We start from the raw sequence: 21,034 nt of genomic DNA, 5'->3' as shown, positions 1-21,034 counted from the left end.
GGGGCCCGCCTCCAGATCCTGGAGACGGGCCCCGTCCGAGGTGATGAAGCTGCGGCCCTGAGCCGCCTCGACCGCGCCCCCCGACGCGGTCGTCGCCATTGCGAGAACGATTCCCCCATCACGCCGACCATGACCGCCCGTGTCCATGCCGGCAGGGTTGACGAACCGTTAGGCTTCATCGGGATCGATAGGAGACCGACCACGGTTCTCTGTCGAGGGTCTTCGCCGCGCGCGGGAGCGATGGGGTTAACGGCGTGTCGCGGCAGCCACCGTCGGAGCGGATCAGTAGCCTCCCGCCCGCGCGATCCGCTCCGCGTGGAAACCGGCGTCGCCCAGCAGTTCGTTCAGGACGCGGACGCGCTTCATGAACAGGCCCACGTCGTATTCGTCGGTCATGCCGACGCCGCCGTGCATCTGGACCGCCTCCTGCACCGCCAGTTCGGCGACGCGGCCGGCCTTGGCCTTGGCGACGGAGACGGCGAGGTCGGCCTTGTCGGTGCCCGCGTCGATGCGCTGGAGCGCGGCGAGCACGGCGGCCTTGGCGATCTCCAGCTCGGTGAACAGGTGGGCCGCGCGGTGCTGCAGCGCCTGGAACTCGCCGATGGCGCGGCCGAACTGCTTCCTCGTGCGCAGGTATTCCACGGTGACGCGGAAGGCCTCGTCCCCCGCTCCGGTCAGACAGGCGGCGGCGCAGGCCCGGCCGAGGTCAAGCGCGGCGTTCAGTGCCCCCTCCCCGCCGTCGACCGCGCCGATCACGGCGTCGGCGTCGACCTGGACGTCCTTCAGCGTGACCCGCGCGGCGTTGTGGGCATCGACCATAACGGTGCGTTCGATCTCGATCCCGGCGGTCTTCGGATCGACCAGGAACAGGGTCGTCCCGCCCTCGGTCTTCGCCGCCACGATCAGGGCGTCGGCGATGTGGCCGTCCAGAACGAAGCCCTTGGCCCCGTTCAGCTTGAAGCCGTTGCCGCTGCGCTCCGCCGTCGTCATGATGCGGGCGGGCTGGTGCTTGGGACCCTCGTCGACGGCGAGCGACAGGATGGCCTCGCCCGCCGCGATCCGGGGCAGCCAGGCCGCCTGCTGCTCGGCGGACGCGGCGTCGATCAGGACGCGGGCGGCCAGAACGCTGGACCCGAAGAAGGGACTGGGCGTCAGGGTGCGGCCGAGCGCCTCGGCGACCACGCCCGCCTCGACGGCGCCTAGGCCCGAGCCGCCGTGCTCCTCCGGGATGATGACGCCGGCGAAGCCCATCTCCCCGAACGCCCGCCAAAGCTCGCGCGAGACGCCGTCCGCGTCGCGGCTGTCCCTCAGCTGGCGCAGGTGGGTGATCGGCGCGTGCTCGGCCAGGAAGCCGTCGGCGGCCTCCTTCAGCATCGTCTGTTCTTCGGTCAGGATCAGGGGCATGCGCTCAGTGTCCGGATAGCCGCGAATAGAAGAGAAATAACAGGTCTGCCGCAGGCGCGAGGAGCAGCGTCATGGCGGGAAACCGACGTGGCCGACCGCGAACAATCCACAAAGCATAAGCGGCGATGATCACGATAAGCGGTAGAACGGCCAAACAGATGATCTGCACCTGCTTCGCCAGTGAGTAGTCGCTCCATGCCATGCCCCAACTGAGGGGCGTCAAGATGACTGTGCCGAACCAAACGCTGGCAGACCAAAGGAGAACGACAGGTATCCAGCGCAAGTCCAGCAGAACGTCCCGCAAGCCTTACGCCCCCGGCAACTGCAGCAAATGCTTGGCGATGATGTTCAGCTGGACCTCGCTGGTGCCGCCCTCGATGGAGTTGGCCTTGGTGCGCAGCCATTCGCGGGCCGGGGTGCCGCCCCTGGACCGCTCGCTTTCCCACTCCAGGGCGTCCGAGCCGCCCGCCGCCATGGCCAGTTCGTGGCGGCGCTTGTTCAGCTCCGAGCCGTAGTATTTCAGCATCGAGGCGATGGCGGGCGACACCTGCCTGGCCTTCACCTGATCCCCGACCCGCTCCATCGACAGGCGGAAGGCGGCGACGTCGATTTCCAGCTCGGCGATCTTCGCCCGCAGCATGGACTCGTCCAGTCGACCGCTTTCGTCCAGGCCGAGCGAGTCCACCGCCACCTGACCCATCGGCCGGCCCATGTCGCCCATGGCGCCGATCATGGTCCGCTCGTGCGCGAGCAGCGCCTTGGCCACGTCCCAGCCCCGGTTCAGCACGCCGACCAGATTCTCCTTCTCGACGCGGACGTTGTCGAAGAAGGTCTCGCAGAAGGGCGACTTGCCGCTGATCAGGGTGATCGGGCGCGTGGTCACGCCCGGCGTGGCCATGTCGAACAGGACGAAGCTGATGCCCAGATGCTTGGGCGCGTCCGGGTCGGTGCGGACCAGGCAGAAGATCCAGTCGGCCTTGTCGGCGTAGGAGGTCCAGACCTTCTGGCCGTTGACGATCCAGTGGTCGCCCCGATCTTCCGCCCGGGTCTGCAGCCCCGCCAGGTCCGAGCCGGCGCCGGGTTCGGAATAGCCCTGGCACCAGCGGATCTCGCCGCGCACGATCTCGGGCAGGAAGCGCTTCTTCTGCTCTTCCGTGCCGAACTGCAGCAGCGCCGGTCCCAGCATCCAGATGCCGAAGGACGACAGGGGCGACTGGGCGTCGATGCGGCGCATCTCGCTGGCCAGCACCTTGGCCTCCTCGCGCGACAGGCCGCCGCCGCCGTACTCCTTGGGCCATTCCGGCGCGGTCCAGCCGCGTTCGCCCATGACCTCCATCCAGCGCTTGTGCGCCGGGGTCTTGAAGACGGCGTTTCGGCCGCCCCAGACGCGGTCTTCGTCGTTCTCCAGCGGTCCGCGGCACTCGGCCGGGCAGTTCGCCTCCAGCCAGGCCCGCGTCTCGGCGCGGAAGGTCTCCAGATCGGTCATGCGTGTTCCCCGCGTTTCCTCTGGCAAGGAATCTAGCAGGGTTTCACGCCTGACGTTGCGTCACTTCGTCGGGAGAAACGGCGAGAAGGTGATGACGGTGAAGGTGTCGCGGATGTGGGGGCGCGTCTGGACCGACTTCGTCACAAAGGTGCCGATGTCCATCTCCTTGGGCAGCTGGAACTTGGCCAGCAGGTCGTACTGGCCCGAGGTGGAATAGACCTCCGAGACGTTCTCGACATTGTCCACGATGTCGGCGGCGACGTCGTTGGCGTGGCCCAGCTCGCATTTGATGAAGACGAAGATGGCGGTCATCATGGCAGGGGCTGTCTCCGAGAGAGGGATTAGGGATTAGGGATTAGAGACGTTGTATGCCGCGCCGCTTGCGCAGACCATCACCGCGAACGGCCCACCCGCCTTGATACCCTCCAATCCCTAATCCCTAATCCCTAATCCCTTCCCAGCCGTGGACCTCGAAGCTCAATACAACAACCGCGCGGCCGTGCCCGACCATCCCGCCCTGATGGCGGCGTGGAAGGCCCAAGCCGAGGCCGCCCGCGCGGCCCATCCGCCGACGCTGATCCGCTATGGTCCCGGTGAGCGGGAGGTGATGGACCTGTTCGAGGCCGGGCCCGACGCGCCGATCGCCCTGTTCATCCATGGCGGCTACTGGCAGGCGCTGGACAAGGACTGGTTCAGCGGCGTCGCGCCCGCGCTGGTGTCGAACGGCGTGTCGCTGGCCGTCGCCTCCTACGACCTCTGCCCGACCGTCCGGCTGGCCCGCATCGTCGGCCAGATGCGCAAGGCGGCCGGCATGTTGCGCGAGCGGACGGGCAAGAGGCCGATGGTGTTCGGCCATTCGGCCGGCGGGCATCTGGCGGCCTGCCTGCTCAGCGAGGGCCGCGCCTCGGCGGCGGTGGCGATCTCGGGCGTCTTCGATCTGGAGCCGCTGGTCACGACATCGATCAACGCGGCGCTCGGGCTGAACCGGCTGGAGGCCCGCGCCCTGTCGCCGATCCACTGGCCCGCGCCGAACGGCGGGGCACCCGGCGGCACGGTGCTGGACTGCGTCGTCGGGGCCGACGAGACCGCCGAGTTCGTCCGCCAGTCCCGCGACATGGCCGCCACCTGGGGAGCCCGGGGTGCCGAAACCCGGTTCGAGGCCCTGCCCAGCCTGAACCATTTCACCGTGCTGTCGCCCCTGACCGATCCGGGCAGTCCGCTAGTCCAGCGCATCGTCGAACTGGCTAAATCCTGACCCGCCCTCGCAATCGCGAAGGCCAAGCGCCACTATAGGTTCTCTGGACCACCGACAGGGCGAGGCGGGCATGGCGGAATCGACGGGCATGGATCTGGGCCACGGCGTGGCGCTGCTGGCCGCGGCGGTCGTCGCCGTGCCCTTGTTCCGTCGCCTGGGCCTCGGGTCTGTGCTGGGCTACCTGGCCGCCGGCATCCTGATCGGCCCCTTCGTCTTCGGCATGATCCAGGACGCGGAGGCCATACTGCACGTCGCAGAGCTAGGCGTGGTGATGTTCCTCTTCATCATCGGCCTGGAGATGCGACCGGCCAAGCTGTGGGCGCTGCGGAAGGAAATCTTCGGGCTGGGCGCGTCCCAGGTCCTGGCGTCCGGCCTTCTGCTGACCGCCGTGGCCATGGCCTTCGGCGTCGCGCCCGCCGTAGCCTTCGTCGGCGCGATGGGCTTCGTCCTGTCCTCGACCGCCGTGATCATGCAGACCCTGGACGAGAAGAACGAGATCAACACGCCCCAGGGTCAGCGCGCGGTCTCCATCCTGCTGCTCGAAGACCTCGCCATCGTGCCGCTCCTGGCGCTGGTCGCGGTGCTGGCCAGCGTCCTGGGCGTCGCCGAGGACGGCCCGCCGATCTGGCAGACGATCGGCCTGGCGGTCGCCGCCATCGCGGGCGTCTTCATCGCCGGGCGCTACGCCATCAACCCCCTGTTCCGTCAGCTGGCCAAGTACGGCGGGCGCGAGGTCATGCTGGCCGCCGCCCTGCTGGTCGTGACCGGTGCCGCCTGGGCCATGTCGCTGGGCGGGCTGTCGATGGCGATGGGGGCGTTTCTGGCGGGTGTGCTGCTGTCGGACTCGACCTTCCGGCATCAGCTGGAGGCCGACGTCGACCCGTTCCGATCCATCCTGCTGGGCCTGTTCTTCCTCAGCGTGGGCATGTCGCTGAACCTCGGCGTCGTGGTCGCCGACTGGCGGTGGGTGATCGGCGGGGTCGTCCTGTTCATGATCGTCAAGGGGCTTGCGATCTATGGCATCGCCCGGCTGTTCAAGGCGAAGCACCACGAGGCGCTGGAGCGCGCGGCCCTGTTCGCGCAAGGCGGCGAGTTCGCCTTCGTCCTGTTCGGCGCGGCGCTGGCGACCGGCATCTTCGACCCCCGGACCAGCGCGATCTTCACGGCCATCGTGATCCTGTCGATGCTGCTGACCCCGCTGGTGACCGTGGTGGTCTCGCGCGTCTTCCTGAAGGACAGGCCCCAGGTCTCCATCGACGATCTGGAGGGCGTGGACCGCGCCGAGGGCCTGCGCGAGCGGGTGCTGATCATCGGCTTCGGCCGCTTCGCCCAGGTCGTGTCGCAGCCGCTGCTGGCGCGCGACGTCGATGTCTCGATCATCGACCACGATGTGGAGATGATCCAGGCGGCCGGAAATTTCGGCTTCAAGGTCTATTTCGGCGATGGCTCGCGACTGGACGTGCTGCGCGCGTCTGGCGCCGCCGAGGCCGAAACCATCCTGGTCTGCGTGGACAAGCCCGAGGTCGCCGACCGCATCGTCGAACTGGTCAAGGCGGAGTTCCCCCTGACCAAGCTGTTCGTGCGCGCCTATGACCGGGGTCATTCCATGCGGCTGATCCAGGCGGGGGTCGAATACCAGATCCGCGAGACCTTCGAGTCCGCCCTGAAGTTCGGCGAACAGGTGCTGATCGACCTGGGTTTCAACGCCGAGGACGTGGCCGAAACCATCGAGGACGTGCGCCGCCGCGACGCCGAGCGGCTGACGCTGCAGCTGACTGGGGGCATCACCGCCGGGCGCGGCTTGATGCGCGGCAACGCCGTGACCCCGACGCCGGAACCCTACGTCAAGCCCAAGCGCGAAGGCCAGGCGCTCAACGAGGAGGCGGCCGAGGTCCTGGAAGAGGAAAGCGTCCGCTAGGCCCGGCGATGAGAGCTCTGTTCAGGACGGGCGAGCCGCGCCAGCCCTGATCGCCCCGTCGCGCGCGTCCATCCGACCCCGCATCCGCCGCGCGAGGCGGAACAGAACGAGCGCCAGAACGACCATCAGGACCGGCACAAGGATGGGCGCGAGAAACGCGAGCACCACCATCAGGACGCTCAGCACGTCCTCGATGAAGGACAGGATCGGATTACCGAGACCGCCGGTCGTCGCGGTCGACGCCAGCCTCGCCCCGCCCTGGGCGGCGTTGAAGGCGAAGGCGGTCGGCGCGCCGACGATCAGCCCGGCGATGGCCGCCATCATCGGATCGACGCCGACGAAGACGCTGCCCGCCGCCACGGCTCCGGCGATCGGCCGGGTGAAGGCGCCCAGCACGTTGAGACCGTGATCCACCACTGGCACCTTGTCGCCCGTGAACTCCAAGACCGCTGCGACGGCGAGCGCGCTGATGGCGGGCCAGTCCGCCAGCCACGCCATGCGGTCGTTCAGCTCGATCCCGAACAGGCCGAACTTCGCCGCCAGCGCCAGCATCAGCAGCGGCAGGAAGGTTCGTAGACCCGTGGCCGACGCGAGGCCGAGCCCCAGCAGCACGGGCAGGACCCAGGTCTGCAACGGCTCTGCGACGTCCGTCAGGCTCCTCAGATCGATCGGTCCCATCGCAGTCTCCCTCGCCCAATCCCTCCGAGGATGATCCGAAACGGCGGCGCGATCATGTCATACCCGTTGCCGGGATCAGGCCAGTACGTCGGCCTGATCCGGGTGACGACGGAACCATGCCGCCGCGTAGCCGCACACAGGGATCAGCTTTGTCTGCTCGCGCCGGGCATGGTCGGCCAGGCTCTGCATGAAGCGGCCCGATGCACCGGTGCCGCGCAGTTCCTGATCGGCCTCGACGTGCAGGATGGCACGCGCCTCGCCGCGATCCGCATAGTCGGCCCAGACGCAGCGCAGGGTCCCGTCCGCGTCGGCGAAGCCCTGTTCGTAGCGCTGCCTTGCGGTGACGTCGCGAAGATCGGTCATGGGCTGCTCCTGGGAATGTGCCGCCGAAATGCCTGCGCGTGACGGCCGTTCCGAGCTGCGACGGTTCGTCAGGCCGGCTTGTCCTGCAGGAGTTGCAGCAGGCCGAGCACGCTCTTCACCGTGAACCACACGCTGATCAGGAACCAGACCGCCAGGAACAGCAGCAGGAAGGGGATGCCGATCAGAACGAGCGATGCCACCGCGCTGACGGCGATCAGCACCCAGGTCGCGATGGTCCACCAGAAGACAGACCAGAACAGGCGGATCTGAGCGTCGATGTGCTGGCGCGGCAGGCCGGTCGCCGAGCCGCGCGCCGCATAGGCCACGACCAGGCCGACGATGACGAGCAGGTTCGCCGACGGGATGGACAGGATGTAGAGCGCCCAGGCGATCAGGGCGGCGGGCTTGCCTTCGCCCTCATGGCCGGAATTGAAGCGGGGCTGTTGGGCGTCTGTCATGCTGGGGTCCCTGTCAGATCAGCCAGCCGCGCGGATTGGGCATGGCGCGCCCGGCCTTCAGCTTCAGAACGCCCGCCGCGCCCCGAACGATCAACCAGAGCGCCAGAAGGAACAGCACGAAGACGCCCAGGCCCACCACGATCAGGATGGCCCCCGCCAGCGCCACGACGGCCCCGGCCCACAGTGTGCGCTGCTGGAAGACAAAGTGGCTGGCGGCGACGTCGCCCGACGGCCCGGGTCGACCGGTCACGGCCAGCAACGCGATCAGGGCCGAGACGCCCAGCGTCGGCACGGCGAACAGGATCAGGGCATAGACGGTGTAGAGGCCGCTGGCACCCTGAAGCTCGGCCGGGATTTCGCGCCGCGCGCCGAAACCGGCGTAGGTCTGGGGGGCCGGCGTCTCCCGCGCCCAGGCGGGGGTCGGGTCAGCCGGAGGCACCGCCTGTATAGGACGGGCAGGCACGACGGACTCGGGCTCAGGCTCAGGCGGCGACAAGAGCTCGGGCTCTGCCGCGGGCGGGGTGAAGAGATCGGGTTCCGGCACCGGCGTCGCGGAAACGGGTTCCGGGTCAGCGATCGAGGCGGGTTCCGGCTCGGGCTCAGGCGCGGCCTGACGCGGACGCCCGGCGAGCGACGCCGGCGAGGCGAAGCCGACGGCGTCGTCCAGATCATGATCCGGACGGGGGACGTCTGTCGCTTTCGGATCGCCGGGTTCGGCCATCGGGGCTCCTTGTGGGTCAGGGTGCGACAATGGCGATCCGGCCCGGATCAGGCAAGCCGCGCCTCAGAGCGTCAGATCGTTGATGGACAGGTCGGGGCGGTCCATCCAGCTGCCGGCCATCCAGGCGCGCTCCGCCGCGCTCAGGGTCTCGCCGACGACGATGGTGTTGGTCGGGGTCTCCTCCAGCGCCAGTTCGATGCAGCGATAGGCCGAGCCCTCGGCCGTCAGGATTGCTTCGATCTTGCGCCGCAGGGCGATGGCGAAGGCCTCGGTCGTGGGGTCGCCGTCAAAGACCATGACCTGGCCCAGCCGGTGCGGTTCGTGCGCCTTGAACCAGTCCAGCAGGGGATCCTTCGATCCGACCTGGAAGGCGTGGTCGACCGCGCCGTCGATGAAGCCGTGCCAGCGCTTCTTCAGGCTCTCGAAGGAGGCGACGTAGTTGGAGTGGCCGAATTCCATCTCCCGGTCCGTCGCCAAAGTCACCGTGACGAATTCGTTGTGGCCGTGGGGCACGGCGCAGCGCGACGCCCCATCCGCCAGAAGGCGGTGGGCCATGGAGAACCGGCGGGTGAAACGGACCTGGGGCATTGAGCGGCGCTATGTCGTCCCTTCGGACCGCGATGGCAAGGTCAGTGGAAGTCGCGCGACCCCGGGAGCACCCGCACATCTCTCGGATGGCGGCCCCTGGCGGGGGCATGGGCCGAACCCGGCTGGGTCTGCGCGGACAGCTCGCCCAGCATCGGCGTCCAGTCGATCAGGTCCTCGACCACCAGGTGGGTGACGTTGTCGGCGCGCTGCACCCGACCCTTGGCCAGCACCATGCGCGCGCCCATCGCCACGGGCCTGAGCCGCTCGAACACGTCGGGCCACAGCACCAGATTGGCCACGCCGGTCTCGTCCTCCAGCGTCAGGAACACCACTCCCTTGGCCGAGCCGGGCCTCTGGCGGACCAGCACCACCCCGCCGACCGAGACGCGGCGGTTGTCCTTCGTCGTCTGATAGGCCTCGGCCGTCACGGCCCCGGCCCGGGTCAGCTTGTCGCGCAGGAAGGCGACCGGGTGCCCCTTCAGCGACAGGCGGATGGACTGGTAGTCGCCCACCACCTCCTCGCCCGCCGTCAGTCGGGGCAGGGCCGCGGGCGGGGCACCGTCCGCCTCGTCCAACCCCATGGCCTCGAACAGGGGCGCGCTGGAGGCCGGGGGCGCGCCCCGCGCCGCCCACATCCCCTGACGCCGCGTGAGGTCCAGCGAACCATAGGCGTCCGCTTCCGCCAGTCGGTCCAAGGCCGAGGGCGGCAGACTGGCTCGGACTCGCAGGTCCTCCAGATCGCGGAAAGGCGCGGCCGTGCGCGCGGCGACGATGGCGTCGGCCCAGACCTCGCGGAAGCCGTCGATGGAGCGGAACCCCAGCCTGAGCGCATGCCGCTCCTGTCCCGGCCGGGGTTCCAGCGAGGCGTCCCAGCCGCTGGCGTTGACGTCGGGATGGCGCACCTCGACCCCGTGCTCGATGGCGTCGCGCACCAGCTGGGCGGGCGCATAGAACCCCATCGGCTGGCTGTTCAGAAGGCTCGCGGTGAAGACGTCCGGATAGAAGCACTTCACCCAGGACGAAACGTAAACCAGGTGGGCGAAGGCGCAGGCATGGCTTTCGGGAAAGCCGTATTCGCCGAACCCCTTGATCTGGGCGAAGCAGCGCTCGGCGAAGTCGGGATCATAACCGCGCGCCTTCATCCGCCCGACCATCATCTCCTCGTACTGGCCGATCGTGCCCATGTGGCGGAAGGTGGCCATGGCGCGGCGCAGGCCATTGGCCTCCTTGGGCGAGAAGCGCGCCGCCTCCATGGCGATGCGCATGGCCTGTTCCTGAAAGAGCGGCACGCCCAGCGTCTTGTCCAGCACCCGCCTCAGCTCGTCCTTGTCGCCATGCTCGGGCGCGGGATGGGGATAGTCGATGCGGAAGGGCAGCCCGGCTTCCTCCGCCGCCCGGCGCTCGGCCCGGCGCTTCAGATAGGGGTGGACCATGTCGCCCTGGATCGGGCCGGGCCGCACGATCGCGACCTCCACCACCAGGTCGTAGAACTCGCGCGGTCTGAGCCTCGGCAGCATCGCCATCTGCGCCCGGCTCTCGACCTGGAAGACGCCCAGCGAGTCGCCCTTGCACAGCATGTCGTAGACCGCCGGAACTTCGCGCGGCACGGTGTGCAGTTCGAGCTTTCGGCCATAGCTGTCCTCGATCATGCGGAAGGCCCGCTTCATCGCCGTCAGCATGCCGAGCGCCAGCACATCGACCTTCATCAGCTTCAGATGGTCGATGTCGTCCTTGTCCCATTCGATGAAGGTGCGGTCGGCCATGGCCGCATTGCCGATGGGCACGATTTCGCACAGCGGGGTCTGGCTCAGCACATAGCCGCCGACGTGCTGGCTGAGGTGGCGGGGGAACTGGATCAGCTCGGCGGTCAGGTCCAGCGTCAGCTTCATGCGCGGGTCGTCGCGGCGCACGCCGGCGCGGTCGACGTGTTCGTCCTTCACCTCCGCGCCATAGGAGCCCCAGACGGTGTCGGCCAGACGCGCGGTGACGTCCTCGGTCAGCCCCAGCGCCTTGCCCACGTCGCGGATGGCCGAGCGGGGGCGATAGTGGATCACCGTCGCCACAATGCCCGCCCGGTCGCGGCCGTAGCGGCGATAGACGTACTGCATCACCTCTTCCCGTCGCTCGTGCTCGAAATCCACGTCGATGTCGGGCGGTTCAGAACGGTCGGCCGAGATGAAGCGCTCGATCAGCACGTCCTGACTGGTCGGATCGACGTTGGTGATGCCGAGGCAGAAGCAGACGACCGAGTTCGCCGCCGAGCCCCGCCCCTGGCACAGGATCTCGCGCGGCTTCTCCCGCGCCCAGGCGACGATGTCATGGACCGTCAGGAAATAGTGGGCGTAGTTCAGCTGCCGGATCAGGCGGATTTCCTTCTTGATGGTTCGAACCACCTTGTCCGGCACGCCCTCGGGCCAGCGGTCGCGCGCGCCCTTGAACGTCAACCGGATCAACCAGCGCCCCGCCGACCAGCCGTTCGGCACCGGTTCGTCCGGGTACTGATAGCTGAGCTCCCGCAGCGAGAAGGTGCAGGCGCGCGCCACCGCCATCGTTCGCTCCAGCGCCGCCTCGTGACCACGGAACAGGCGGGCCATCTGGGCGGGCGGTTTGAGATATCGCTCGGCGTTGGCCTGGAGTCGAAGCCCCGCCGCGTCGATGGTGGTCTTCTCGCGGATGCAGGTCAGGACGTCCTGCAAGGGGCGGCGCTCGGGGTGGTGATACAGGACGGCGTTGGTGGCGATCAGGGCCGCGCCGGTGCGGTCGGCCATCTTCGCCAGCCGGTTCAGCCGCGCGCGGTCCCCGCCGCGCCACAGCGGCTGGGCGGCGAGATAGAGGTCGTCGGGCCACGCGCCCCGCCAGGCCGAGAGCCGCGCCTCGAAGGCGGCGTCGGGGACCTCCGGCGCGGGGACCAGCGCGATCATGTCCGTCCCGAAGGCGACTGCCTGTTCGAACGTCAGCCGCGTCTCGGCCTTGGGAATGCGGTCGGGGTCGGAGGGCGAGGCTGGCGTCTCCTCTCCGTTCGCTTCCCCCCCGCCGTCATCCTCCGCCTTGATCGGAGGATCGGACGGGGTGACGAGGCGAAGGCAGGGGCGAGGTCGGATCACGGGATCACGACCGGAGCCCTCTACTCCACTCCGCTCATCCCGGCGAAAGCCGGGACCCAGTTCTTTTGTGGAGCGCTCTGCTGGATCGACAACTTCCAGCTTCGTTCGCAATGGTCGCCCAAAGGACTGGGTCCCGGCTTTCGCCGGGATGAGCGGAATTGAGTTCTCTACCGGCACCGCCTCGCTCTTGCCCATCGTCAGCAGGCGGCACAGGCGGCCGTAGGCGGCGCGGTTCCGGGGGAAGACGATCAGCTCGGTCCCGTCGAGGAAGGCCAGGCGGCAGCCGACGATCAGGCGGATGTCGTTGTCCTCCGCCCCGATCAGGGCGCGGACCATGCCGGCCATCGTATTGCGATCGGCCACCCCTACGGCCGACAGCCCGAGCGCCCTGGCCTGCATCATCAGCTCGCCGGGATGCGACGCCCCCTCCAGGAAGCTGAAGTTGGTCATGGCGCCGAGCTCGGCGTACTCGCCGCTCCAGCCGCTCACGGGAACATCCCGTGCATCCACCAGGACGGCGGCCGCTCGTCCGCTCCGCCCGTGTATTCCGGCCCATAGAGCCCCTCGCGGAACAGCCAGTAGCGCAGGCCCTGGTCGTCCTCGATGCGGTAGTAGTCGCGGGTGCGGACCTGGCGGCCATCCCCACGCGGCCGCCACCATTCCGGCGACAGACGCTCGGGTCCGTCGGCGCGGGTGACCCGGCGACAGACGCGCCGCCAGGTGAAGCGGGCGGGCGCCCCGTCGGGGAGTTCGGCGATGGCCTCCACCGGCTCGGGCGGATCCAGCAGCATCAGCGGCCGAGCGCGGTCGTGCGTCGCCGGTCCCTCGACCGGAGCCGGAGCCTTGGCCAGAGCCGACCGCCAGCGCTCGGCCCGTTCGGGCAGCCACGACCCGGCGGGGGATGCGACCCGTACGGCGTCTTCGCCCAGCCGCGCCGACAGCCGGTCTATGAGAGCGGCCAGCCCCTCGGCCTGACGCGCCGCCGCCTCCTGGCCGATCTCGACCTGATGAGCGGCCAGCGGCTCCGCCACATCGGCCGACAGCATCAGGGCGTCGATGCCGAAGCCGGGGTCGATCCGCTCGAACCCGGTTTCGCGAAACAGCCTCAGCCAGACCTTCACCTCGCGGGACGCCCGGCCCATGCGGACCGAGATGTCGCTGGTGCGCCCGTCGACGCGAAAGGCCGTCAGCGTCAGGACCCGCGCCCCCTGCCCGTCCCGCTCCAGCGCGCGCGACAGGCTCTCGGCCAGGCCCGGCGCGCGCGCCTCGATGCCGGCGGTGTCAGTCAGGGGGTCGGCATAGGCCTCCCAGCCGCGATATTTGGCGGGCGCGCGCACCGGGATCAGGGCCTCGGCGGTCAGACCCAGGGCCTGGTCCAGCCGCCGAACCAGCCCAGCCCCGTCGACCTCGCGGAAGCGGCGGGCCAGGCCCGCGCGCGGCATGGGATAGAGGTCGCCGATGATCTTCAACCCGAACCGTCGGGCCTGACGCAGGGTCGCTTGATCGATCCGCAGAGCCTCGACGGGCAGGGGGGCCAGCAGGTCGCGCAGGTCGTCCCCGGCGATGCGTCGCGCGGTTCCCCAGCGGGCGAGCGCCCAGGCCGCGCCGGGCGTCGGGGCGATAGAGGCGCGTGACCGGGCACCCGCATCGGCCAGCCGCTGTTCGATCTGGGCGATCAGGCTCGCCTCGCCGCCGAACAGATGGGCCGCGCCGGTGACGTCGAGGAACAGCCCCTCCAGCCCGCCGTCGGAGCCATCGACGCTGACCGACGGCGACCACCGCTCGGCCCAGACCGCAAGCGCCTGAAGCGCCTTGGCGTCGGCTTCCGGATCGGCCGGGCGACAGTCCAGATGGGGGATCATGGCGAGCGCATCCGCCTGGGTCTGGCCCCGGCTAAGGCCAGCCGCGCGCGCGGCCGGGTTCAGGGCGTGGATCACCGCGCCCGGCGCCGTCTTCAGGATCAGGGCCAGCGGGCCTGCCGCTTCCGCGAAGGGATCAGGCGGCGCGAGCGGTCCGGCCGACCGGGCCATGACCGTGACCGGCCAGTCGATCAGCCAGACGGAGACGATGCGTCTCATCCTCCATCTCCAGCATCCAGACGCCGGGCCGCTCGCCCCGGCTGCGGGTCAGTTCGGCCATCAGGCGCATCGGCCCCGGCGCCCGGACGTCATCGGCGTCGCTCCCACTGGCCTCGGCCGCGATGCGCCAGCGTCGACGTGCGGCGGACAGGTCGCCCGTCCGGGTCCGCAGCAGCATCCCCGCCGAGGCCCCATCGCGGGCGGCGAAGTCCAGACGCCGCGTCTGGGTCAGGTCCGCGCCCTCGATGCCGCCGAGCATCAGCGACAGACCGCCCGACCTGAGACCCTGCTCCATCGCCCACAGGGCCTCGGCCTGCGTGCGACACACGACCAGCAGAACGCCCTCGGCCCGCCCGAACCGCGCCAGACCGGGGCCATAGGGACGACCGTGCTCATTCAGCCAGGCCCGCGTCAGGGCCAGGCCCACGCCGCGCCGATCCTGACCCGCCACCCGCGCCAGGGCGAAGGCCAGCGTCGCGGCCATGTCGCGCGGCGTGGTCGCGCATGCCTCCTCCAGACCGGCCGGGAGATCGGTCAGGGGCGGCGGAACGGCGGCGTCTGGCGTGGGCGAAAGGGCGGTCATGGCGATCACGGAACCTGAATGTTCATTATTTGTTCCGGTCTGGTTCCGAGTCAAACCGAATCGCGAAGCTTCAGCGCCGCAGGGTGTGGAGCCTTAGGATCAGGCCGCGCGGGCCTGGGGCTGACCATGAGCCTGGGTCTGATCGACCGGCCGGCGCACGGGGATGTCGAAGCTGACCGTCGTGCCTTCGCCGGGCTCGCTTTCCATCCGCATCTGGCCGCCGTGCAGTTCGATCAGCGACTTGGTCAGGGCCAGGCCCAGGCCCGTGCCCTGGGTCGTCTTGGAATGCTGGCCCTCGACCTGTTCAAACGGCTGGGCCAGCCGCGCCAGATCCTCGGCTGCGATGCCGATGCCGGTGTCCGTCACGGCGATCCGAACCCGGTCGCCCGCCATCGGGTGAACCGAAACCGTGATCGACCCGCCCTCCGGCGTGAACTTCACCGCGTTGGAGATCAGGTTCAGCATGACCTGCTTCAGACCGCGATAGTCCGCCTCGACCTCGGGCAGGTCGCCGGCTTCCAGCGTCAGGGCCAGTCCCGCCTCCTGCGCCTTGCCGCGCATCAGCCGCGTCGCGTCCTCGCAGACCTCGACCAGATCCACCGCCTCATAGTGCAGCGTCATCTTGCCGGCCTCGATCTTGGCCATGTCGAGGATGTCGTTGATCAGGCTGAGCAGATGCTGGCCCGACTTCAGGATATCGGCGGCATAGCCCTTGTAGCGGGCGTCGCCCAGCGGCCCGAACATCTCGCCGGCCATGATCTCCGAGAAGCCATTGATCGCGTTCAGCGGCGTGCGCAGCTCATGGGACATATTGGCCAGGAACTCGGACTTGGCCTGGTTGGCGGCCTCGGCCCGGGTCATGGCGATCTCGTACTTGCGCGCGAGCAGGCTGAGCTTCTCCTGGCTGGCCTCCAGCTGATCGACCATAGCGCGCAGCGAATCCGCCGCTCTCTGCCGCTCCAGCTCCTGGCGACGGATGAAGGTGACGTCGGCGGCGGTGACCACCGTGCCGCCGTCGCCGGTGAATCGCTCGTTCAGCTGCAGCACCCGCCCGTCGTGCAGCTCGACCTCACGCGCCCCGGCCCGTCCTTCTGCGGACGGCCGCTCCGCCTTGATGGCCAGAGCCGCGATGCGGGTAAGCTCGTCCTTGAGCGCCCCCTTCCTCAGCGCTTCGTCGGTGAAGCCGAAGGCGTCCTTGAAGGCGACATTGGACAGGATCAGCCGGCCGTTACGGTCGAACAGGGCAAAGGCGTCCGACACGCTCTCGATGCCGTCCCTCAGCCGGTTCTCGGCCGACTGGGCCTGGGCCTTGGCGCGGCGGGCCTCGGTGATGTCCAGCGCCACGCCCATGATCATGGAGAAGCCGTGCTCTCCCCTCGCGCCCCTTGCCTGTCCCCGGGCGTCGATCCAGCGGGCACCGCGCCCCTCGACCGGCACGGGGAAGGTCACTTCGAACGACCCGAAGGTGGAGGCTTGAAGCAGCGCGTGCTGGACGAGCTCGCGATAGCGGGGATGGATTCGTTCCATCACCGCTTCGGCCCTCACCGACCCCCCCTCTGGCAGACCCAGCAGCTCCGCCATGTAGTCCGAGACGATGACCTCGTCGGCTTCGGTGTCCCATTCCCAGACGCCGCAGCGCGCGGCCTCGACCGCGACCCGGAAACGGTGCTCGGTCTCGGCGAAGACCTTGGCTGCGCGGCTCTGGCGCCAGCGCTGCATCAGGGCGAGACCCAGCACGAGCACACCCAACCCCAGCGGCGCCACCAGCAGCCACAGATCACTGATGACCGCAGCCGCCCCCGCGCTCTCCGGCCGCCAGGCCACGGCATGCAACCCGGTCGATCCCACCGGCGCGGCGACGGCCTCGATGGCGCGCTCGGAGGACAGCTCGACCTTGATCGGCTCTCCCGCCTCGATGAGGGGCCCAAGGCCGACGCCGATCCGGCGCTCCAGATCGCTCTCGCCCGTCGCGATCACACCGGCCGCGGGCATGACGATCAGCAGGCGTCCGCGCGGATCGCCTGGGACCGGGGTCCGCGCAACAATCCGCCCGCCCGCTCCGTCGGAAACCGTCAGCAGCGCCCCCCGATCCAGCGCGGGGACAAGCTCGCCCTGGCCAAACGCTCCGAAGGCCCCGGGCTCCGCGCCCTGAACCGCGCGGGGCGCGTCGGCCTGGTCCAGGACGGCGAAGGCACTGGCGGGGGCGACCGCGCGGGCCGCCTCGATGGCGTCGAGCGGTCGGTCAGGATTTCGGGTCAGCGCCGATCGCGCGGCCGCGAGACCCAACCGGGCCGATGCGAGGTCCGCTTCCAGACGCGCGGCCCCGAAGGCGACATCCCGCGACAGGGCCTGTTCGCGCAGGACGGCCGCCTCCCGAGCGGGCCGGGTGCTCTCGCGCGCGAACAGGACCACGTAGAGAGCCAGACCAAGGGTCAGCGCCAGCACAGTGATGCGCGCCCACGCCGGAAGCGCCGGGCTGGAGTTGTCCGAAGCCCTTCGGCCCGGATGCTGGATGCGGCGCTCGCTGCCCCGCAAGGCGCTCTCCCGGACAGTTCGCGGCGTCGCGGCCGGAGGGGCCGGGGCGAGCGCTTGGCGATTCGACGACGCTCCGGAATCTAGGCTGCGTCGCGGAATCCTGTCGAGGCTTGGTTAACGAAACCTTGCCCGGGTCATGCGGCGACCCGGGCTACGGGTCCCGGCGCGGCCGAGGCGGCAGGCATCTCGGCAGGCGGTGCCATGACCTGGGTCACGGACTTCAGGATGTCTCGGGCCTCGCGCGCCAGGGCCAGGCTCTCGGGCGGGGCGTCATCGGGGTTCTCGGCCACGGCGTCGACCAGCCGCTGGGCCAGGGCCATCAGACGGGGCGCAGCGGTGATCAGGCGCGCCTGAAACTCGATGCGGTTGGGGTCGCGGTCGTACTCGGCGCCCGGCACTCGCCAGCCACCCCAGTCGGCGGCGTCTGTGACCACGACGGGATAGGTGCCGGGATAGGGATGGTGGGGCGTGTCCTCCGCCGACTGCCACTTGTTGCGGGCTCGCAGTAGACGCCAGCCCGCCATGTCCGGCGTCTCGTCTTCGGACGGGAGCAGCAGTTCGGACGCCTGGAACTCTCGGCCCAGGCCGACGTCGTAGGTCACGCGCACGGGCTCGTCGAAGCCCTTGGCCCAGACCGGCTGGACCTTCTCGACATGCGCCCAGGCACCGACGCATTCGACCCAGACCTTCTGACCCTTCTGGAACTGCGCGCGCGCCATCGCCACCCTCGTGATTGGACGGCCACAGTGCTCCCTCGCCCGTTGACGCGGGGTTCAGAGACAGGGTGAAGGCGCGGTGAACAGACGCGGCAAGCGTGACCGTTCATCTGGCTGAACGCCAGACAACAGACGGCTCAGAGGCGTGTCAGCTTCACCGTGGTTTTCTTCACCCGTCGGCCCGATCCCCGGACCGCTTCGAAGGAAGACCTCAATGACGACCGCCCTGACGAAGAAAGCGCTGCTTTCGCTTCTGGCGGCGTCGGCGGTCGCGATCGCGACCCCGACGCTGGCCCAATCCTACGGCCACGGTGGTGGCTACGGCTACGGCTACGGCTACGGCCAAGGCGGGGGGCTCCATCGCGAGCAGGCCCAACTGGCCCAGCGGATCGAACGCGCCGCCTATCGCGGCACGATCAGCCGCCGCGAAGCCCAGAACCTGCGCCACCAGCTGAACGAGTACGAGCGCCTGGAGTGGCGTTACCGCCGCGACGGCCTGAGCCGCTGGGAACGCAACGATCTGGAACGGCGTCTGGATCGCATCCGCTGGCAGCTGCGCGAAGATCGTCGTGACGGCGGCCGCCGCGACCGCTGGTAAGCGCCCGATCGCCTGATCGAGGGGCCGTCGTCCGCAAGGGCGGCGGCCTTTCAACGTATTCCCTCTCCCAGCGGGAGAGGGAGCCGCGTATGAGGTGGCCATGACCGCAGCCCTCGACGCCCGCGCCATCCTCTCTCGCCTCGGGGTCTCCAAGAGCGCCTTCTCGCCGGGTGGCCTCCAGACCCGCTCGCCGATCGACGGCTCGACCGGCGATTCAGTCCGCATCACCCCTCCCGAAGAGGTCGATCAGGCCATCGCCGCCGCAGCCACGGCCTTCGACGCCTGGCGGCGCGTGCCTGCCCCCCGCCGGGGCGAACTGGTCCGCCTGCTCGGCGAGGAACTCCGCGCCGCCAAGGCCGACCTCGCCGCCCTGGTCACGCTGGAGGCCGGCAAGATCGCCTCGGAGGGCCTGGGCGAAGTCCAGGAGATGATCGACATCTGCGACTTCGCCGTCGGCCTGTCGCGCCAGCTCTATGGCCTGACGCTCCCCAGCGAACGCCCCGGCCACCACATGCGCGAAGCCTGGCAGCCGCTCGGCCCCGTCGCGGTGATCTCGGCCTTCAATTTCCCCGTGGCGGTCTGGGCCTGGAACGCGGCGCTCGCTCTGGTGTGCGGCGACCCGGTGATCTGGAAGCCGTCCGAGAAGACCCCCCTGACGGCGCTGGCCACCCAGGCGGTCGCGGAGCGCGCGCTCGCCCGCTTCGGCGATGCGCCCGATGGGCTGCTCCAGGTCCTCATCGGCGGCCGCGAGGTCGGGGAGGCCCTGGCCGCCGATGCGCGCGTGCCGCTGGTGTCGGCCACGGGATCGACCCGCATGGGCCGGGCGGTGGCTCAGAGCGTGGCGGCGCGGCTCGGCCGGTCGCTGCTGGAACTGGGCGGCAACAACGCCATGATCGTGACGCCCTCGGCAGACCTCGACATGGCCGTGCGCGCCATCGCCTTTTCGGCCGTCGGCACCTGCGGCCAGCGCTGCACCACGCTGCGCCGACTGCTGGTGCATGAGGACATCGCCGAGAGCCTGATCAGCCGCCTCGCAAAGGCCTATGACAGCCTGCCCATCGGCGACCCGAGGGACGACGGCGTTCTGGTCGGGCCCCTGATCGACGAGGATGCGGCCGCCGCCTTCGACACGGCCTTGGCCCAGGCCGTGGATCAGGGCGGGACCGTCGTGACCGGCGGCGCCCGGCTCGAGCGCGCGGGCGCCTACGTCCACCCCGCCATCGTGCGCATGCCCGCCCAGACCCCCGTCGTCATGCACGAGACCTTCGCGCCGATCCTCTACGTCCTGACCTGGCGCGACTTCGACGAGGCGGTCGAGATGCAGAACGCCGTGCCCCAGGGCCTGAGCTCCTGCGTCTTCACCGACAGCGTGCGGGAGGCGGAAGCCTTCCTGTCCGCCTGGGGCTCTGACTGCGGCATCGCCAACGTCAACATCGGCCCGTCCGGCGCCGAGATCGGCGGAGCCTTCGGCGGCGAGAAAGACACCGGCGGCGGCCGCGAGTCGGGCTCTGACGCCTGGAAAGCCTATATGCGCCGCCAGACCCAGACGGTGAACTTCTCATCAAGCCTGCCCTTGGCGCAGGGGGTGCGGTTCGAGGTGTGACGCTGGTGATTGGTGGCTAGTGGCTAGTGGTTGGTCGCCGGGCAAGGCTGAGATCCGCGCTTCAAAAACGGCTGTGACCACTAGCCGCTAGCCACCAGCCACTCCGCGCACGCCGACTGCCTCGACACCGCCCCCCCGCCTCCCCACACTCTCGATCATGAACCGCCGCGACCTTCTGATCCGAGCCGGCCTGCTCGCCGGCGGCCTGGGGGGCGCGTGGTGGCTGAGAGAGAACGTGCTGTGGCGCGACCCGGGCGTCGTCTTTCCCGCCGATGGCTCCAGCGGCTGGCTGCCGTATGACGAGCCGCGCGCCTCGGTCCCGACCGTGCTGGTCGAGGTCGCGGGCCAGAGCATCCGGGCGCTGGTCGATTCCGGTGCCCAATATTCCGTCATCGACCGGGGGCTGTTCGATCTGGTGGGACTGGATCGAGCCGTGGATCTGCCGCTGGTGGCCTATGGCGTCGGCGGCGGGGCGCAGATGGGGCGAGGCACGACGCTGAGCCTTAGCGTCGGCGCGATGCGGATCGAGAAGCTGCGGACGGCCATCCTGGCGCTGGGCCCGCTGGCCATGCGCGACGGCCTGTCGGCGCCGCTGATCCTCGGCCAGGACCTGCTCGGCGAGACGGTACTGGAGCTCGACACCGTCGGCCATCGCCTGAGGTTCCTCCGGCCGGAGGACCACGTCCTGCCGACCGACGCCCGGCCCATCACCGTCACGCGCCGAGGCAGCGCCCTGTCGACCCCGGTCACCGTCGAGGGCGCGACCATCGAGGCCGTCGTCGACACGGGTGCCTCCGCCCTGCTGGCATTGGGACGCGACACGGCGGCGAGCGCGGGCCTGCTCGACGGCCGCCCGACCCGGCGAACCTCCAGCATCGTGCTGGGCGGCGCCATCGCGGCCGAGGTGGCGCTGGCCCGCACCGTGACGGCGGGCGACCGCCTCTAT

19 protein-coding genes are annotated in these 21,034 nt (G+C 69.7%); 5 read left to right on the top strand and 14 right to left on the bottom strand.

Going from position 1 to position 21,034, the window contains the following annotated elements:
* Window positions 1-282: 282 nt before the first annotated feature.
* Genes IP78_RS11490 through IP78_RS11475 form a run of 4 tightly spaced genes read right to left on the bottom strand, consistent with a single transcriptional unit; the run spans window position 283 to window position 3,205 of the window.
* Window positions 283-1,404, bottom strand: coding sequence for an acyl-CoA dehydrogenase family protein (locus IP78_RS11490; protein WP_054111818.1), 1,122 nt, complete (start codon window positions 1,402-1,404; stop codon window positions 283-285).
* 4 nt (window positions 1,405-1,408) lie between these two features.
* A complete protein-coding gene (locus IP78_RS15540; RefSeq protein WP_054111817.1) occupies window positions 1,409-1,708 on the bottom strand; it encodes a hypothetical protein in 300 nt (99 codons plus the stop codon).
* Window positions 1,709-1,711: 3 nt separating this feature from the next.
* The gene (locus IP78_RS11480) at window positions 1,712-2,890 is read right to left on the bottom strand and encodes an acyl-CoA dehydrogenase family protein (RefSeq protein WP_054111816.1); all 1,179 of its coding nucleotides are present in this window, start codon (window positions 2,888-2,890) and stop codon (window positions 1,712-1,714) included.
* 60 nt (window positions 2,891-2,950) lie between these two features.
* Window positions 2,951-3,205 (bottom strand): Lrp/AsnC family transcriptional regulator, encoded by a 255-nt coding sequence (locus IP78_RS11475; protein ID WP_029415977.1) that lies wholly within the window; start codon window positions 3,203-3,205, stop codon window positions 2,951-2,953.
* A 148-nt stretch (window positions 3,206-3,353) separates the two neighbouring features.
* On the opposite strand from IP78_RS11475, the gene IP78_RS11470 reads away from it, so the two are divergent.
* Both IP78_RS11470 and IP78_RS11465 read left to right on the top strand, forming a co-directional pair.
* Entirely contained in the window at window positions 3,354-4,145 is a 792-nt protein-coding gene (locus IP78_RS11470; protein ID WP_231680998.1) for an alpha/beta hydrolase, read from the top strand.
* Between the two features lie 70 nt (window positions 4,146-4,215).
* A complete protein-coding gene (locus IP78_RS11465; RefSeq protein WP_054111814.1) occupies window positions 4,216-6,063 on the top strand; it encodes a monovalent cation:proton antiporter-2 (CPA2) family protein in 1,848 nt (615 codons plus the stop codon).
* A gap of 21 nt (window positions 6,064-6,084) precedes the next feature.
* Here IP78_RS11465 and IP78_RS11460 read toward each other — a convergent pair whose 3' ends face one another.
* From IP78_RS11460 to IP78_RS11415, 10 genes are all read right to left on the bottom strand, one after another.
* Window positions 6,085-6,741, bottom strand: a complete 657-nt coding sequence (locus IP78_RS11460) for a DUF4126 domain-containing protein (protein WP_197272448.1) — start codon at window positions 6,739-6,741, stop codon at window positions 6,085-6,087.
* Window positions 6,742-6,816: 75 nt separating this feature from the next.
* On the bottom strand, window positions 6,817-7,104 hold the full coding sequence (locus tag IP78_RS11455) for a GNAT family N-acetyltransferase (RefSeq protein ID WP_082385000.1): 288 nt from the start codon (window positions 7,102-7,104) through the stop codon (window positions 6,817-6,819).
* Window positions 7,105-7,172: 68 nt separating this feature from the next.
* Window positions 7,173-7,562, bottom strand: coding sequence for a hypothetical protein (locus tag IP78_RS11450; protein ID WP_054111813.1), 390 nt, complete (start codon window positions 7,560-7,562; stop codon window positions 7,173-7,175).
* A 13-nt stretch (window positions 7,563-7,575) separates the two neighbouring features.
* Window positions 7,576-8,283, bottom strand: a complete 708-nt coding sequence (locus tag IP78_RS15045) for a hypothetical protein (protein ID WP_082384997.1) — start codon at window positions 8,281-8,283, stop codon at window positions 7,576-7,578.
* A 63-nt stretch (window positions 8,284-8,346) separates the two neighbouring features.
* Window positions 8,347-8,871, bottom strand: a complete 525-nt coding sequence (locus IP78_RS11440) for a 6-carboxytetrahydropterin synthase (RefSeq protein ID WP_054111812.1) — start codon at window positions 8,869-8,871, stop codon at window positions 8,347-8,349.
* A gap of 41 nt (window positions 8,872-8,912) precedes the next feature.
* On the bottom strand, window positions 8,913-12,464 hold the full coding sequence (locus tag IP78_RS11435) for an error-prone DNA polymerase (RefSeq protein WP_197272447.1): 3,552 nt from the start codon (window positions 12,462-12,464) through the stop codon (window positions 8,913-8,915).
* Window positions 12,461-14,053 (bottom strand): DNA polymerase Y family protein, encoded by a 1,593-nt coding sequence (locus IP78_RS11430; protein ID WP_054111811.1) that lies wholly within the window; start codon window positions 14,051-14,053, stop codon window positions 12,461-12,463. Before IP78_RS11430 ends, IP78_RS11435 begins: the two co-directional genes overlap by 4 nt.
* A complete protein-coding gene (locus IP78_RS11425) occupies window positions 13,971-14,645 on the bottom strand; it encodes a hypothetical protein (protein WP_054111810.1) in 675 nt (224 codons plus the stop codon). The genes IP78_RS11430 and IP78_RS11425 overlap by 83 nt, the downstream gene beginning before the upstream one ends.
* Window positions 14,646-14,735: 90 nt before the next feature.
* Window positions 14,736-17,171: an ATP-binding protein gene (locus IP78_RS11420; RefSeq protein ID WP_054111809.1), complete on the bottom strand. Its 2,436-nt coding sequence runs from the start codon at window positions 17,169-17,171 to the stop codon at window positions 14,736-14,738.
* A 134-nt stretch (window positions 17,172-17,305) separates the two neighbouring features.
* Window positions 17,306-17,890, bottom strand: coding sequence for a hypothetical protein (locus IP78_RS11415; protein ID WP_054111808.1), 585 nt, complete (start codon window positions 17,888-17,890; stop codon window positions 17,306-17,308).
* Window positions 17,891-18,101: 211 nt separating this feature from the next.
* Here IP78_RS11415 and IP78_RS11410 point away from each other — a divergent pair, with 211 nt between their 5' ends.
* The 3 genes from IP78_RS11410 to IP78_RS11400 form a co-directional block, all read left to right on the top strand.
* On the top strand, window positions 18,102-18,485 hold the full coding sequence (locus IP78_RS11410) for a hypothetical protein (protein WP_054111807.1): 384 nt from the start codon (window positions 18,102-18,104) through the stop codon (window positions 18,483-18,485).
* Window positions 18,486-18,585: 100 nt separating this feature from the next.
* Window positions 18,586-20,088: an aldehyde dehydrogenase family protein gene (locus tag IP78_RS11405; RefSeq protein WP_054111806.1), complete on the top strand. Its 1,503-nt coding sequence runs from the start codon at window positions 18,586-18,588 to the stop codon at window positions 20,086-20,088.
* 157 nt (window positions 20,089-20,245) lie between these two features.
* Window positions 20,246-21,034 (top strand): aspartyl protease family protein (locus IP78_RS11400; protein ID WP_054111805.1); only part of this gene is annotated, 789 nt, incomplete at its 3' end.

It is taken from the genome of Brevundimonas sp. AAP58 (assembly GCF_001295975.1).
Lineage (GTDB): Bacteria > Pseudomonadota > Alphaproteobacteria > Caulobacterales > Caulobacteraceae > Brevundimonas.
This window is presented reverse-complemented; position numbering and strand designations above follow the sequence as displayed.